The following is a 14834-nucleotide window of genomic DNA, read 5'->3' as shown; positions in this document are numbered from 1 at the left end:
CACAAGAGCGGCACTGGCCAGAGCGCGCGCTTGGCGGCATAGCGGGGGCAACCTTCACCAGCCAGGGAAACGGCGCCGTCCATGAAGCCACTCGATGTCATCGCGATCGGCCGCGCCGGGGTTGATCTCTATGGCGAGCAGGTGGGCGGCCGGCTGGAAGACATGGCCAGCTTTGCCAAGTATGTGGGCGGCAGCCCGACCAATACCGCGATCGGCATGGCGCGGCTGGGCCTGCGCGCCGGGCTGATCACCCGCGTGGGCGGCGATCACATGGGCCGCTTCATCCGCGAGGAACTGGTGCGCGAAGGGGTGGACACGCGCGGCGTGCGCAGCGATCCGGCGCGGCTGACGGCGCTGGTCCTGCTGGGCATTCGCGAAAACGGCACCTATCCGCTGATCTTCTATCGCCAGGATTGCGCCGACATGGCGCTGTGCGAGGCCGATGTTGACGCCGCGCTGATGGCCCAGGCCGGCGCGGTGCTGTTGTCGGGCACGCATTTTTCCACGCCGCAGACCGCCGCTGCCAGCCGCCGCGCCGCGCAACTGATGCGCGCACAGGGCGGGCGCGTGGTGCTGGACGTGGATTATCGCCCGGTGCTGTGGGATCTTGCGCCGCGCGATTGCGGCGAGGATCGCTATGTGCCGAGCCACAGCGTGACCGCGACGCTGCAGCGCGTGCTCGACCTGGTCGACCTGGTGGTGGGCACCGAAGAGGAAATCCACATCCTGGGCGGATCGACCAACACGCTCGACGCGCTGCGCTCGATCCGCACGCTGACCGACGCGCCGGTTGTGGTCAAGCGCGGTGCCAAGGGCTGCGTCGTGTTTGAAGGGGTGATCCCGGGCGAGCTGGACGAAGGCCTGGTGGCGCCGGCCTTTGCCGTGCCAGAGACCAATGTGCTGGGCGCGGGCGATGGCTTCATGGCCGGGTTCCTGCGCGGCTGGCTGCGGGGGGAGCCGATGGCGCGGGCGGCGGCCTGGGGCAATGCCTGTGGCGCGATCGTGGTGGCGCGCCATGGCTGTGCCCCGGCGATGCCGACCTGGCCCGAACTTGACGCGTTCATGGCGGGGCAGGGCGCGCGCAGCCCGGCCAGCCTGGAACAGGTGCACTGGGCCACCACCCGCGCCCCGGCTGATGAAGCGCTGACCATCCTGGCGATCGACCATCGCGGCCTGTTCGAAACCCTGATCGCCAGCGGCGGTGGCGATGCGGCGCGCGTGGCGACGTTCAAGGATCTGGCCGGCATGGCGATGGAGCGCACCGCAGCCGGCGATCGTGCCTGTGGCTTGTTGCTCGATGGCCGGTTTGGCGCACGCGCGCTGGCCCAGGCCGCCGATGCGCCCTATTGGATCGGGCGGCCGATCGAGATTTCCGGCTCGCGCCCCTTGCGGTTCGAGGGCGGGGCTGATGTGGCGATCACGCTGCGATCCTGGCCGCGCCCGCATGCGGTGAAATGCAACCTGCGCTATCACCCTGATGATCCGGCCGATCTGCGCGCCGAGCAGGATGCCCAGCTGGCGCGCCTGTTCGATGCCACGCGCAGCACCGGCCACGAACTGCTGCTGGAAATCATCGCCGCGCCCTATGGCCCGGTGCACCACGACACGGTGGCGCGGGTCATGGCCCATGTCTATGCCCTGGGCATCTATCCCGATTGGTGGAAGCTGGAAGCGACCGACGACCCGGCCGCCTGGTCGGCGATCGAGGCGGTGATTGCGCAGGCTGATCCGTGGTGCCGGGGCGTGGTCGTGCTGGGCGCGGAAAGCAGCCAGGCGCATCTGGCCGCCAGCTTTGCCGCCGCCGCGCCGCGCCGGGTGGTAAAGGGCTTTGCCGTGGGACGGGCGATCTGGCAAGACGTGGCGCAGGAATGGTTTACCGGCATGATCGATGATGAAACCGCACTGGTGCGTTTGACCGAGAACTTTGCCGCCATGGTCGCCACCTGGCGCCGGGCGCGGGCCAAGGCGCTGGCCCCTTGCGCCTGACCGCCGGCCAGGCCCTGGTGCAATGGCTCGCCGCGCAGGACGTGGTGGGGGAAGATGGCGTGCGCGTGCCGTTTTTCGGCGGTGTCTGGGCGATTTTCGGCCATGGCAACGTGGCCGCATTGGGCGAGGCATTGGCGCAGGCAGACCCGGCGCGCCTGCCCACCTATCGCGCGCATAGCGAGCAGGGCATGGCCCATGCGGCGATCGGCTTTGCCCGCGCCCATGCCCGGCGGCGGGCGATGGTATGCACCACCTCGATCGGGCCAGGGGCAACCAATCTGGTGACGGCGGCGGCGCTGGCCCATGTCAACCGCCTGCCCGTGCTGCTCTTGCCGGGTGATGTCTATGCCTCGCGTCGGCCCGATCCGGTGTTGCAGCAGATCGAGCATTTTGCCGATGCCACGGTGTCGGCCAACGACTGCCTGCGCCCGGTGTCGCGCCTGTTCGACCGGATTACCCGGCCCGAGCAGCTGATCGACGCGCTGCCCCGCGCCATGGCGGTACTGACCGACCCGGCCGCGTGTGGCCCGGTGACGCTGGCGCTGTGCCAGGACGTGCAGGCCGAGGCGATCGACTGGCCGGCCGATTTCCTGGCGCCGCGTCTGTGGCACATCCGCCGGCCGGCGCCCGATGCGCGCGAACTGGCCGCGCTGGTCGCGGCGCTGCGCGGGGCGCAGCGGCCGCTGGTGATTGCCGGGGGCGGCGTGCACTATGCCGGGGCGGCGCCGGCGCTAGCGGCGCTGGCGGCGCAGACCGGGCTGCCGGTGGCCGAAACCCAGGCGGGCAAGGGGGCATTGCCAGATGCCGCGCCCGGCGCGCTGGGCGCGATCGGGGTGACTGGCACCGACGCTGCCAACGCGGCGGCGCGCCAGGCAGACGTGATCGTGGCGCTGGGCACGCGGTTGCAGGATTTCACCACGGGATCGCGCCGCCTGTTCGCAGCCGATGCGCAACTGTTCCAGGTCAACGTGGCGCTGCATGACTGTGCCAAGCATGGCGCGCAGCCGGTGCTGGGCGATGCCGGCGTGTTGGTCGCTGCGCTGGCCCACGCGCTGGACGGCTGGACTGTGCCTGCCGCCTGGGCGCAGCAGACCGGGGCCTGGGCGGCGCAATGGCATCAGGCGGCCAAGGACGCGCGCGATCGGCCGGTGCCGGCGGATGTGCTGCCCGATGACGTGGCGGTGATCGGCGCCGTGCAGCGCGCCCGGCCCGATGCCACGATCGTGGCGGCGGCCGGCGGCTTGCCGGGTGATCTGCACCGCTTCTGGCCGTGCCCGGCGCCGGGGCGCTATCACGTGGAATACGGCTTTTCCTGCATGGGTTTCGAGCTGGCTGGCGGGCTGGGCATTGCCCTGGCTGATCGCGCCGCCGATGTGGTGGTGATGGTCGGCGATGGCAGCTATTTGATGCTCAATTCCGAACTGGCGAGCGCGGCGGCGCTGGGTGTGGCGTTTACCGTGGTGCTGCTCGACAACCGGGGCTTTGGCTGCATCCACCGCCTGCAAGGGCGCACCGGCAATGCCTCTTTCGCCACACTGCGCGGGGACGGGCTGCCGGCGATCGATTTCGTCGCCCATGCCCGCGCGCTGGGCGCGGTGGCGCACAAGGTGGCCGATTGCGCCGCGCTGGAAGCGGCACTGGCGGCCCCGCGTGCGGCCGATCGGCCCACCGTGCTGGTGATCGAGACCGATCCCGATGGCGGGCGCGATCTGGGCGGCGCCTGGTGGGACGTGGCTGTGCCGGAAATTTCCACGCGCGCGGCGGTGATGGCTGCCCGCGCAGACTATGACGCAGCGCTGGAGCAGCGGCCATGACCGTGCGCTGGGGCGTCAGTCCGATCGGCTGGGTCAATGATGACCTGCCCAGCCTGGGCGCGGGCACCACGCTCGACACGATCCTGGGCGATGCGGCGGCGATCGGCTTTGCCGGGATCGAACGGGGAGGTATCTTCCCGGCCGAACCGGCAGTGCTGGCCGCCACGCTGGACCAGGCCGGGCTGGCGCTGGCCGGGGCATGGCACGGCAGCAGCCTGCTTGCCCATGGCCTGGCGGGGGAAAGCGCGGCGATCGAGGCGCAGGCCAAGCTGCTGGCGGCCTGTGGCTGCGACGTGTTCATTCTGGCGGAAACCAGCGGCGCGGTGCACGGCCAGCGCGACACACCGCTGCGCCAGCGGCCGCGCCTGGCGCCCAGCGAATGGCCCGCGTTTGGCGCCATGCTCGACAGCGTGGCGGCGCGGCTGGCCGATCGCGGCCTGCGCCTGGCCTATCACTATCACCTCGGCACCGTGGTTGAGGATGCCCAGGATCTGGCGCGGCTGATCGATGCCACGGGCGAGGGTGTGGGCCTGGTGATCGATACCGGCCATGCGCGGCTGGGCGGAATCGATGTGCCGGCACTGATCCGCGAGCATCCCGCCCGCGTGGTGCATGTCCACGCCAAGGACGTGCGCCCGGCGGTGGCGGCCGAGACGATCGGCCAGGGCGCCTCGTTCCTCGATGGCGTGATTGCCGGCATGTTTACGGTGCCGGGCGATGGCGCGGTGGATTTTGCCACCATTTGCGCGGCGCTCGCCGCGATCGACTATGCCGGGTGGATCGTGATCGAGGCGGAACAAGACCCCGCGCTGGCGCCGCCAGCGGCCTATGCCCGCGCTGGTCTGGCCCATCTGCGCGCGCTGTGGATGTCGGCGGGGGCGGCGGCGGGGGTGGCGGCGCAGGGGTTGAAGTAGGCCGCCATGCATGCGACATCGGCGGGCATGAACCCCGATACCCGCGCCATGATCGCCGCCGTCGCCTTTGCCTCCACCACCGGCAAGACGGTGGCCGGGCTGTTTGACCATGCCGCCGGCCGCGATCTGCGCGTGGCGGCAGAGCGGCGCGGCGACCAGGTCCAGGGCTTTGACGGCGAACGCAATGTGGCTTTTGCTGGCACACTGCCCGAAATCCATGACGAGGGCAGCAAGGCCTTCGTTTCGTTCACCATCGACGGCGAACAGGTGCGCGGTTTTGATCGGGACAGCGGCGCTCATTTCGAGGCGCGCGTGGGCGATGGCGTGGTGCAGGTGTTTGACCACGCGCAGAGCACGTGGTTCGCCTATGACGTGCAGGATGCCCAGGCGGCGAGCAGCTATCTGCGCAGCAATTCCTAATCCGCCAGCTTGGCGCGCTTGGCCTCCGCCCAGGTGCGCCCGGCATCACCACCCCACAGCAGCCAGGCGATAAAGCCCGCCGAGGGATCGCTGTTGCTGTTCCACTGGTGGGCAGCGCCCTGCTTGTCCACCTCGTGGCGGGCGAAATAGCTGGCCATGGCTTTCACGTCAGCCTCGCTCACATCGCGGCGCTCGGCCAGCTGGTGCGCGCGGCGCACGCCCACATCCGTGCTGCCACGGCCAAACTTTTCGCGCAGGCGCAGGCCGCGCTTGGCATTGGCCGCCATCTTGAGCGTGGGGGTGAAGTGTTGCCCGGCCATGGCGCTATTCCTTTTCCAGCGCTGCGGGCTTGTGCGCGGCGCGGGCGCCGCTTGCGGTTTCCACCAGGATCTGCGGATCATCGGGCGAGGCGGCGACCTTGTGATCCTTGATCTTCATCGGCTTGGTCACCTTGCGCACGACCTTGCCGTGGGCGGTGCCGCCGCTGCTGTGCCATTTGACTTTCGCGCCCTTGCGCAGGGTTTCGGCCATGGTGGGTTCCTCTTCCATATGCGGTAAAGGAACCCACCATCGCGAAGGACAGTTCCGTATGGCCCTTGGGGCAGGGGGCTATTTCGCCTGGTCGAGCACCCGGGTTTGCCGGGCGATCAACTGCGCAAAGCCTGCCGGCGTGCACGCGGTGTCACAGCGGCCAAGCGAGAGCGGATGCAGCGGCGCGCCGGCGCCCGCTTGCGGCAAAGGCAGCAGGCGCCGCGCCTGATCGGGCGTTTGCGCCAGATAGGACAGGCGCAGCAACTGGCGGCCGGTGCGCGTATCGACCAGGCGTTCGAACAGCAGGCCCGCGCCGATCGGGGGATCGTTGCGGCCATAGCCGGGCAGGGTAAAGCCGGTGCCGATCAGCGCGGTAACCGCCGCGATGGTATTGTCATGGCCGACGAGGACGCTGAACGCCGGGGCTTGCGGTGCCGTCAGCGTGGCGGCGATCTTGCGCGCGATCAACCCGCCGACGCGCGGCGCCATGTAGGCGGAGCGGGCAAAGACATCGAACAGCCGGGCGTGGAGCGGAGACATCGTGGCGATGTCGGCCGCGCTGGCCCGGCCCCAGCCGACCTCGCGCAGCGGCATGCCTTCGGTGTATTGCAGCAGGAACACCTGCGCCGTGCCCGAGGCGAGATCGATCGGGCCAGCCAGGCTCAACCCCTTGCCATCGGCCGAAGGCGCGATGCGGTTGGGCTGGGTGGAAATCGGGCAGGGCGCGCGGCAGCCCAGCACGCGTTCGATCGTGGCGACGGCCGGGCCCATGCCGACCATCAGCGCGCGGCCATTGTCGAGTTCGGCGTTGATGCTGGCAGCAGCGGCGCGCGCATCGAACGGCACGGCCGGCGTATCGAGCGCGTCGAACAGCGGATCGGCCTGGCCTTCGGGCAGGTGATCGACCGCGAGCGGACAACCGGGCGCGAGGCCCTGGGCGAGGGCCTGGCCGCTGGCGATGGTGCGCGATTTGCTGTTGGTCCAGATCGCGATGCTGCCGGCTTGCGGGCAGCCCCCGGCAGGCAACAGTCCCTGGCGCACCAGGCGCGCGCGCTCGTAATCGGCAAGGCGGCCGAGCGCCTGGGCGCCGTGCGGGGTCAGCTGGCTGGGCGGGGTATCCCAGTGGGGAAAGGGTTGGTCAGCCAGCGGCGCAGCGGCCGCTTCGCCATCGAGCGGGGCGCGGATGCCGTGGCGGATGAGCAGCACGACGCGATCGACGCGATAGCGCGGAGTCTTGTCTGGCGCCGGGCGGGCGATCGCCATGGCCGGGATCAGCGCGGCGAGCAGGCACAGCGCAAGGTGGGGGGTGAAGCGGGCACGAGCGAGCATGGCGGGCAGCCTTACCTGGCAAATGTGAAACAGAAGCGACGCGGCAAAAAGAGGGGCAGCGGCCGCGATAAACGCGCCGCCGCCCCAGTTTGCGATCGCCAGAGGGATCAGGCGATCAGAACGAGTACTTGATGCTGGCCAGAGCCGTGGTGCCGGAATTGACGATGTCGGAAATGGCCAGCGAGTGGCGCCCGATGTGGGCCCAGTAGGTGTAGTTGTTGAACAGGTTGGCCACCGAGACATCGGCCTTGAGGCCATTGCCGAAGTCATAGCCGGCGTGCAGGTCAACCCGCTTGACCGGGCGCACCCAGCGATCGTCCCAACCCGTGGGCTGGCCGAGGTAGTTGTAGGATTCCAGATAGGCGCCGGTGTAGTTGTAGATGGCGTCGATCGAGAAGCCGCCGAGCGCATAGAACACCCGCGCCTGGCCCATCACATCAGGGGCGTTCTGGATATTGCGCATCACGCCGTTGCCGATGTCCACCTTGGTCCACTGCCGGGTGAGGTTGGCACCGATGCCGAAGCCACGCAGCGCGCCGGGCAGTTCGACAAAGGTTTTCTGCACCTGGAATTCCAGGCCATAGACATTGCCGCTGCCGCCGTTGAGCGGACGGGTGATGAACGTCTGGTTGGTGCCGTCGTTGGTGGCGGTGTTGAGCAGGGTGGTGCCGCTGTCATAGAGATAGTTGGTCAGCCGCTTGTAATAGCCGCCCAGCATGACGTGGCCCGAGGGAGCGAAGTTCCATTCGACCGAGCTGTCGACGTTGATCGCGCGGATCGGCTTGAGGTTGGGGTTGCCTTGCACGATCGTGGTCTTGCCATCGTCACCGGTGCGCGCGGTGGAGCTGCCGCCAAGCTGGAAGAACGGCGGGCGGGTATAGGAGAACCACACGTCGCCACGCGCCACCAGCGTGCTGCTGGGCCGCCAGTTGGCAAACAGGCTGGGCAGCAGTTCGTTGTAGGTGGTGCGGTTGCTGGCAAAGGCGCCGGGCTGTTCCACGCCGCCGCTATAGGCCATGACCCAATAGGTGTTGTAGATCGTGGTGTGTTCAAAGCGCAGGCCCGGAATGATTTCCAGATTGCCGGCCTTGAGCGTGGCCGTGGCATAGGCCGCCGCCACGGTTTCACGGCCCGACAGCGTGCCGCAGTTGAAGTTGTTCACATAGAGCGAACCGCAGGTGTCGAAGCTGTTGTAGCTCGATCCATCGGCTTCGTTGGCGAACTGGTACTTGTTGAACAGATTGAACAGCGCCGTCTTGTTGAAGCGTGGCAGCGACCAGTCATAAAGGCCCGGATAGGTGTGGGCATACGTGCCGTTGGTCAGGCCCAGCTGCCCCCAGGTGACGGCGTGGCCGACATAGTTGGCGACATAGTCGGTCGTCCAGTCGCGGCTGGTCACGTTGCGCTTGCTGCTTTGCAGCTTGGCGCCAAAGGCGATGCTCTGCAGCAGGCCGCCATCGGTGAAATCGCGGCTGATATCGAGGCGTCCGCCCCACTTGCGCTGGCCGCTGAACTGCTCGGTCAACTGGCCGGCGCGGCGGGCGGGCAGGACGCTGGCCGAATTGTCGAACGCGTTGAAGATCGCCTGGTTATAGAGCGCGACCGGATAGTTGTCGGAATAGCCGACCGACTGGCCACCGAGCGGGATCTTCGATCCGCTGGTGTACTTGTCGGACTGGTTGATGCGGGCCGACGCCTCGATATGATTGGGGCGGTTGTTGTGGCCTTCGCTGTAGAACACCTCGGGCGCGATCTTCCAGTCGCCAAGCTGCTTTTCCCCGCCGAACGCGGCCGTCGCCAGGATCGCGGTTTCGGGGTTGGTTTCAAAGTAGTTGCGCACCGAAACCGAAGGCACGGTCAGGACATAGCGATCGGTGCCGGGCGAGAGAATCCACGCCTTGGTGCCGCCATTGAACTGCGCCAGGGTGGAATCCTGCTCGGTCAGCGCCTTGGCATAAGTGCCGCGCAGATAGACGCGGGTGGTATCGTCAGGGCGCCAGTCGAGCGAGGCATTGCCGCCAAAGCGGCGGGTCTTGCCGCTCGATACGCCGGCGTCAAAGCCGGTGAGCGCGGCATTGCGCTGCGGATCGAGGCCGGGATAGCTGGTGCCCTTGCTGTCCGACGCGTTGAGATAGCCCCAGCTGCCATCGTCGTGCGCCGATTGCGCGCCGCGGATCTCGCTGTTGGTGTAGGTGCGCTTGTCGTAATAGCCGCTGACGTAGATGCCCATGGTGTGGCCCGGGCCAAAGCGCGACGAGATTTCCGCCGCCAGGCCGCCGCCCAGGCCGCTGTCGCCATAGGTGCGCGCGCGGGTTTCGAGGCGGCACGAGGCCGTCACGCTGCCGTGCAGGCGATCGGAATAGTCGAACGCCGAAGGCGTGCGGAAGTCCACCGTGCCGCCGATGGCATCGCCATCCATGTCGGCGCGCGAGGCCTTGTTGAGCACGATCGTGTTGAGGCCCGTGGGCGGCAGCAGGGTCAGCTGCACGCCGCGGCTGTAGGGCTGGCCCTGGGCGACGTTGACGCCATTGATCAGGTTGACGTTGTATTCGGAATTGAGGCCACGGATGGCGACATACATGCCTTCCCCGCGCGAGGCGCCATCGACGCCGCCGATGAACGACGAGCCGGTGTTGACCACGTTGACGCCGGGCAGCAGGCCCAGCGCCTCGGCCACGTTGTGCACGGCGGTGTGGCGCAGGTCTTCTTCCGACAGAACCGAGATCGGGTGCGAGGATTGGAACTGGATATCGGCGGCCTGCTTGCGCGTGCCGATCACCACGATGGCGCGTTCGGCATCGGCCGGGGCCGCGGAATCGCCAGCGGAATCGGCGGTGGCATCGGGCGCGGGCAGCGGCGCCTGTTGCGCCAGCGCGGGAACGATCATGGTGTGCAGCGCGCTGGCGAGCAGGGCCGGGCGCAGATACGAAACGGGCATGTTTTCCCCCTTTAGGAAACACGACCAGCCACGGCGGGCAGGTCTGCTGGAAAGGACGCAGCGCCGCCCCACGATTCCCCGAAAAAATTTGATGGCGCGATTGTCACGGCGCTGTCACACCTGCCGCCTAGGGCGCCCGGCCATGTGCCCCAGGGGATCAATCCCGCGCGTTTTGGCCGGGTGCCGCCGGGGGGCAATGATGGCAAGAACGGGGTCGACCATGCGGAGCATCGACGGGGATAGTCATGCGCCGCCACCAGAGCTGCCGCAGGGGGCGGCATCGTGCCGTGCCGAAGAGCTGGAGGCGGCCACCAGTGCCGGCGAGATGGCCGCGCTGCGCGCCTATCTCAAACGGCGCATGAGCGATGGGCAGGACCTGGACGACATGGTCCAGGACGTCTATCTGCGCGTGCTTTCGACGCCGGAAGCCGATCCTGTTGCCAATATTCGGGGATTTCTGCGCCGGGTTGCGTCAAACCTGTTGATCGACCGTTACCGCAGGAAGGCTGCCCGCTTGTCCGAACACCATACCACGCTGGACGAGCATATCGTCGACGATGGCGCCCTGGCGCCCGAACGCATTGCCTCTGGCCGCCAGGAGCTGGCGCTGCTGGGCGATGCGCTCGAGGCGATCGGGCCAGTGGCGCGCGATGCGTTCCTGCTGGTGCGGGTGGAAGGGTTGAGCCACAAGGAAGCCGCGCAACGGCTGGGCATCACGCCCAAGGCGGTTTCGCACCATGTGGAGCGCACGCTGGCGCGCATGGCCGGGCGCCTGGCGCTGGGCGAGGGTAGCGGCAGGGGCAGCGGCGGGAGAGCCGCGCGATGACGGCGCCCAACCTGCACGACAGCCCGATCCTGGCCGAGGCCGCGCGCTGGATGGAACGCGCCCGCAATGGCAGCGAGGAAGACCGCCGGGCCTTTCGCGCCTGGTTGCGCGAGCGGCCCGAGCATGTCGCGGCGATGGACCTGGTCGAGCGCGCCTGGCGCGAGGCGCCGCGTGCCGCGGCAGGGCGTGGCCTGCGCCCGCGCGCGCGCCTGGCTGAACCCGCCGCCGCGCGCGGTGCGGGGCGCTGGCGCATGGCGGGGCCACTGCTGGGCGCGGCCTGCGCCGCGCTGGCTGCCGTGGCCGCCTGGACCTTGACCGTGCACGAGCAGCATCTGGCAGCGCCGGCTGATCGCATGGCCAGCTTTGCCCTGGCCGATGGCAGCCAGGTGTGGCTGACGCCGGGCAGCGCGGTGACGATGCGCGCCACCCTGCTGGGCCGGTCGGTTGCGCTTGATGGCGAAGGCACGTTTGACGTGAAGCACGAGCGACGCCCGTTTGCGGTGACGGCCGGCGACGTGCGCGTGGTCGATCGCGGCACGCTGTTTTCCGTGGCGCGGCGCGCCGGGCAGACGGCGGTGATCCTGGCGCGCGGGGCGATCGATATCGAAGACAGCCACAGCGGCGCCTTGATCGCCACGCCCCATCCCGGGCAGCAGGTGTCGCTGGCCGGCGATACTGCCACGATCGCTGCGATCGATGCCGATGCTGCGCTGGCCTGGCGCGACGGGCGGCTGGTGGCGCAGGATCTGCCGTTGGCGGCGGTGATGGCGCGGTTCTCGCAATTGAGCGGCGTGCCGATCGAACTGCGCGATCCCGCGATGGGCGATCTGCGCGTCTATGGCACCTATCGCCTTGGCGACGTGGCGCAGTTCCTCGATGCCGTTGGCGCGCTCTACCCTGTGGCGTGGCGCCGAACCGAGCGTGGGTATGAGGTTTTCCGCCGCTAGCGCCGCTTTGCTGGGCGCGGCGTGCCTTGTGCCCGCGCCCGTTCCGGCCATGGCCGCGACGGCGCAGCCCGTCGACGCGCCCACGCGCATCGTGCTGCCGGCCATGCCGCTGGGCCAGGCCTTGCTGGCGCTGGCGCGGCAGGCCGGGCGCAACATCCTGTTTGCCGCTGCCGACGTGGCCGGGGCGCAAGCGCCACCCGTGCGCGCCGCCACGTTTGACCAGGCCTTGTCCATCCTGGCGCGCAGCAATGGCCTGGTGGCCACGCGGCTGGCCGGCGGCGCCGTGCGGCTTGCCCCGCGGCGGCGCCCGCCCGCGTCCCTGCGCGCAGCACCGCGCCGCCAGGCCGTGGCACCGCTGCCCCCGCCCATGATCGAGGATCGCACCGCCATCGTGGTGGAAGCCTCGCTGGCGGCGCGGGTCTGGCGCGACGGCGCGGCCGAAGACACGCCCGATGCCCTGGCCAGCGCGCAGATCCGCCGCTTGCCCGATCGCACCATCGCCGAGGCGCTGGGCCGCCTGCCCGGCATCATCACGCTGGCGACCTCGCTGGAAGGGGCGATGGGCCGGGTGGACCACGCGGGCCGCGCCACGGGCGATTTCGTGGCGATGCGCGGGCTGCCCGGTGCCTATGTCGAAACGCGGATCGACGGCATCGAGATACCGCAAAGCCTGCCCTATAGCCGGGGCACGCAACTGGGGCTGATGGCCCTGGCGCCCGATCTGGGCCTGCAGGTGCACCGCGTGCTCGATGCCCGGCTGGCGGGGGAAGCGATTGCCGGCACGCTCGATATCGATCACCTGGCGCCGTTCGCGCCGCGCGCGCAGGGCCTGCGCCTGGGCCTGACCGCGGGGGCCGATGACCAGGCCTGGCGCTTTGGCCAGAATGCCGGCACCTGGGGCGCCAATGCCGGGTTCGGCTGGCAATCGCCCGATGGGCGGCTGGCGCTCGTGGCCAGCGCGGCGCTGAGCCGGCGCCATTTCGCCAGCGTGGAGCAGACCTATCAATCTGGCAACCTGGCCTATGCCCTGACCGATGCGCAGGGCAACAGCGCGCCGGGGCTGGACCCGGCGGCCAATCTGCTGCTCGCCTCGGTCAACGCGCAAGTGACGCGCGGCACCGCGCACGAAGAGACCGCGTTCCTGTCGCTGGGGTGGCGGGCGAGCGACCGGCTGACGCTGACGGCGAGTGCGATGTGGGCAAGCCGCGCGATTGCGCAGGATGTCTACCAGGTGAGCGTGCAGGGCGGCCGCGCCGCCGGTTTCTTTGCCCAGACCGCCACCGCCGATGGCCTGCTGCGCACCCAGAGCATTCGCGCCGATGCGCACTATTGGTTCGAAACCAATCCCGAGCGCGACCGGCTGGGCATGGCCCAGGCGGCGCTGGCGTGGGACGCTGGCGCGACCAAGGCGCAGGCCCGCGTGTTTGCCGCGCTGGGCCGCACCGACCGGCCCGACCATATCGAGATTTCGTTCTGGGACGCGGATACCACGCGGCTTTCCGGCGGGGTCAACGTGGCGGATGTGCGCGGCTTTCCCGTGCTCAAGCTCGCCCCGGCCGATGCCGCGCTGGTCGCCAATCCACTCGCCTTTCCGGTGCACAACCAGGGGGAGCGCGAAAGCGAGACGAGCCAGGACCACCGCCTGGGCGGGGACTGGCGCGTGCAGGCCAGCCCCGCGCCGGGCTGGCAGGCCGAGATTGGCGGCCTGGCGCTGCGATCATGGCGCAGCCGGGAGACCGCGCATTTCCTCTATGCCGATACGCTGCCCGCCGGCACCACGCTGGGCAACAGCGGGCTGGTCGATGGGCAGATCGGGCCGGTGCTGCGCGGGGTCTATGACTATGCCATCCCGACCATCGCCGATGCCGCGCTGCTGCGTGCGATCGGCCGGGCCAGCGTGCAGCCGCGCACGATCGATGACAGCAACGCCAATGCCTATGCTCTGCACGAAGACCGCCTGGCCGCTTATGCCATGGTGACGCGGCACCTGGGCGGGGATGACGATGCGGGGGAGGGCGCGCTTGACCTGTCGCTGGGCCTGCGCGGCGAATGGTCTGGCGTGAGCGGGCGCTATTGGCTGGCGGGCAACGATGGCGTGCCGGCCGATGGCGTGGCCTATGGCTGGAACCACCTGTCGGCCCACTATGCCGCGCTCTTGCCCAGCGCCACGCTGCACTGGCGGCCCGATCGGCAATGGACGTTCGATGCAGCGCTGTGGACCAGCCTGACGCGGCCATCGCCCTATCAGCTTACCGGCGGTGGCAGCGCCACGCGCGACAGCCAGGGGGTGACCGAAATCCAGCTGTCCAACCCCGATCTCAAATCGGTGCGCGGCACCAATGCCGATCTGGGCGTGGCCTGGCAGGGGCCGGGCGGGCTGCACCTGGCGCTGGGCGGCTTTGCCAAGCACCTGGCGCGCTATCTCAATGATACCGGCAACGATCTCAACAATCCGGCCAGCGTGATGGAATACCGCGCGATCCGCCTGATCCGCCCGGAAAACGGCGGCACCGCGACGATCCTGGGGCTGGAGGCGAGCATGGCCGTGCCGCTGGACCTGGTTTCCGGTGTGCTGCGCCATCTGGCCTTGGCGGCCGATCTCACCCTGCTGCACAGCGCGGTGCACCTCAATAATCCCGCGCTCGACCGGGTGGAGCGCACGCAATATGCCCCCGCCAGCAACCTCTTGCTGCGCCTGCACTATGATGACGGCCGCTGGTCTGCCGATGCCGCCTGCCGGCTGACCGGCGCCTATATCCAGGAATACGGGATCGAAGTGCCGACCTTTGCCGGCACCGCGCCGCTATCGGGCAGCGCGCTCGATACCTGGGTGCGCCCGTCGCGGCAGGTGGACCTGGCCATGGCGCGGCACTGGGGCCGGCAGACGCTGCGCCTGGCACTGCGCAACGCGCTGGATGATACCGCCTATCGCGCCACGATCGGCCGCTATAGCGACGCCGTGCCGCAGACGATCCTGGGCGGGCGGCAACTGCTCTTGACCTGGTCGGCGGGCTTCTGAAACGACGCGAATTTGCGTCCGTTTTCTTTTCAGGAAAAAGATTGTCGACACAATCTTGGGAACCACATCGGGTGATGGCCGGTTGCGAAACCAGGCCGGGTTTTTCCGGT

General features: G+C 69.1%; 11 protein-coding genes. 7 read left to right on the top strand and 4 right to left on the bottom strand.

Annotated elements, in window-relative coordinates; all coding sequences use genetic code 11:
* Nucleotides 1-81 precede the first annotated feature (81 nt).
* The 4 genes from ABIC78_RS09460 to ABIC78_RS09445 are packed head-to-tail and all read left to right on the top strand — an operon-like array spanning nucleotide 82 to nucleotide 5134.
* A complete protein-coding gene (locus tag ABIC78_RS09460; RefSeq protein ID WP_354489224.1) occupies nucleotides 82-1986 on the top strand; it encodes a bifunctional 5-dehydro-2-deoxygluconokinase/5-dehydro-2-deoxyphosphogluconate aldolase in 1905 nt (634 codons plus the stop codon).
* Nucleotides 1977-3800 (top strand): 3D-(3,5/4)-trihydroxycyclohexane-1,2-dione acylhydrolase (decyclizing), encoded by a 1824-nt coding sequence (gene iolD / locus ABIC78_RS09455; RefSeq protein ID WP_354489222.1) that lies wholly within the window; start codon nucleotides 1977-1979, stop codon nucleotides 3798-3800. Before ABIC78_RS09460 ends, iolD begins: the two co-directional genes overlap by 10 nt.
* Nucleotides 3797-4714 carry a myo-inosose-2 dehydratase gene (gene iolE, locus ABIC78_RS09450; RefSeq protein ID WP_354489220.1) on the top strand — a complete coding sequence of 306 codons (918 nt, stop codon included), beginning with the start codon at nucleotides 3797-3799 and terminating at the stop codon, nucleotides 4712-4714. Before iolD ends, iolE begins: the two co-directional genes overlap by 4 nt.
* A gap of 6 nt (nucleotides 4715-4720) precedes the next feature.
* A complete protein-coding gene (locus ABIC78_RS09445; RefSeq protein ID WP_354489218.1) occupies nucleotides 4721-5134 on the top strand; it encodes a hypothetical protein in 414 nt (137 codons plus the stop codon).
* On the opposite strand, the gene ABIC78_RS09440 is transcribed toward ABIC78_RS09445, so the two are convergent.
* From ABIC78_RS09440 to ABIC78_RS09425, 4 genes are all read right to left on the bottom strand, one after another.
* The gene (locus ABIC78_RS09440; protein WP_168352261.1) at nucleotides 5131-5454 is read right to left on the bottom strand and encodes a hypothetical protein; all 324 of its coding nucleotides are present in this window, start codon (nucleotides 5452-5454) and stop codon (nucleotides 5131-5133) included. The two genes, ABIC78_RS09445 and ABIC78_RS09440, sit on opposite strands and share 4 nt — an antisense overlap.
* A gap of 4 nt (nucleotides 5455-5458) precedes the next feature.
* A complete protein-coding gene (locus ABIC78_RS09435; RefSeq protein WP_028658256.1) occupies nucleotides 5459-5665 on the bottom strand; it encodes a hypervirulence associated TUDOR domain-containing protein in 207 nt (68 codons plus the stop codon).
* A gap of 78 nt (nucleotides 5666-5743) precedes the next feature.
* Complete coding sequence (locus ABIC78_RS09430) at nucleotides 5744-6994, bottom strand: histidine-type phosphatase (protein WP_354489215.1); 1251 nt, start codon at nucleotides 6992-6994, stop codon at nucleotides 5744-5746.
* 115 nt (nucleotides 6995-7109) lie between these two features.
* A complete protein-coding gene (locus ABIC78_RS09425) occupies nucleotides 7110-9932 on the bottom strand; it encodes a TonB-dependent receptor (protein WP_354489213.1) in 2823 nt (940 codons plus the stop codon).
* 220 nt (nucleotides 9933-10152) lie between these two features.
* Here ABIC78_RS09425 and ABIC78_RS09420 point away from each other — a divergent pair, with 220 nt between their 5' ends.
* Genes ABIC78_RS09420 through ABIC78_RS09410 form a run of 3 tightly spaced genes read left to right on the top strand, consistent with a single transcriptional unit; the run spans nucleotide 10153 to nucleotide 14724 of the window.
* Complete coding sequence (locus ABIC78_RS09420; RefSeq protein ID WP_062784214.1) at nucleotides 10153-10758, top strand: RNA polymerase sigma factor; 606 nt, start codon at nucleotides 10153-10155, stop codon at nucleotides 10756-10758.
* A complete protein-coding gene (locus ABIC78_RS09415) occupies nucleotides 10755-11705 on the top strand; it encodes a FecR family protein (protein ID WP_354489211.1) in 951 nt (316 codons plus the stop codon). Before ABIC78_RS09420 ends, ABIC78_RS09415 begins: the two co-directional genes overlap by 4 nt.
* Nucleotides 11686-14724 carry a TonB-dependent receptor domain-containing protein gene (locus tag ABIC78_RS09410; RefSeq protein WP_354489209.1) on the top strand — a complete coding sequence of 1013 codons (3039 nt, stop codon included), beginning with the start codon at nucleotides 11686-11688 and terminating at the stop codon, nucleotides 14722-14724. Before ABIC78_RS09415 ends, ABIC78_RS09410 begins: the two co-directional genes overlap by 20 nt.
* Nucleotides 14725-14834: the final 110 nt, after the last annotated feature.

The organism is Novosphingobium sp. 1529 (assembly GCF_040544855.1).
Lineage (GTDB): Bacteria > Pseudomonadota > Alphaproteobacteria > Sphingomonadales > Sphingomonadaceae > Novosphingobium > Novosphingobium capsulatum.
The sequence above is the reverse complement of the archived record's forward strand: the minus strand, read 5'-3'. Positions and strand labels throughout refer to the sequence as shown.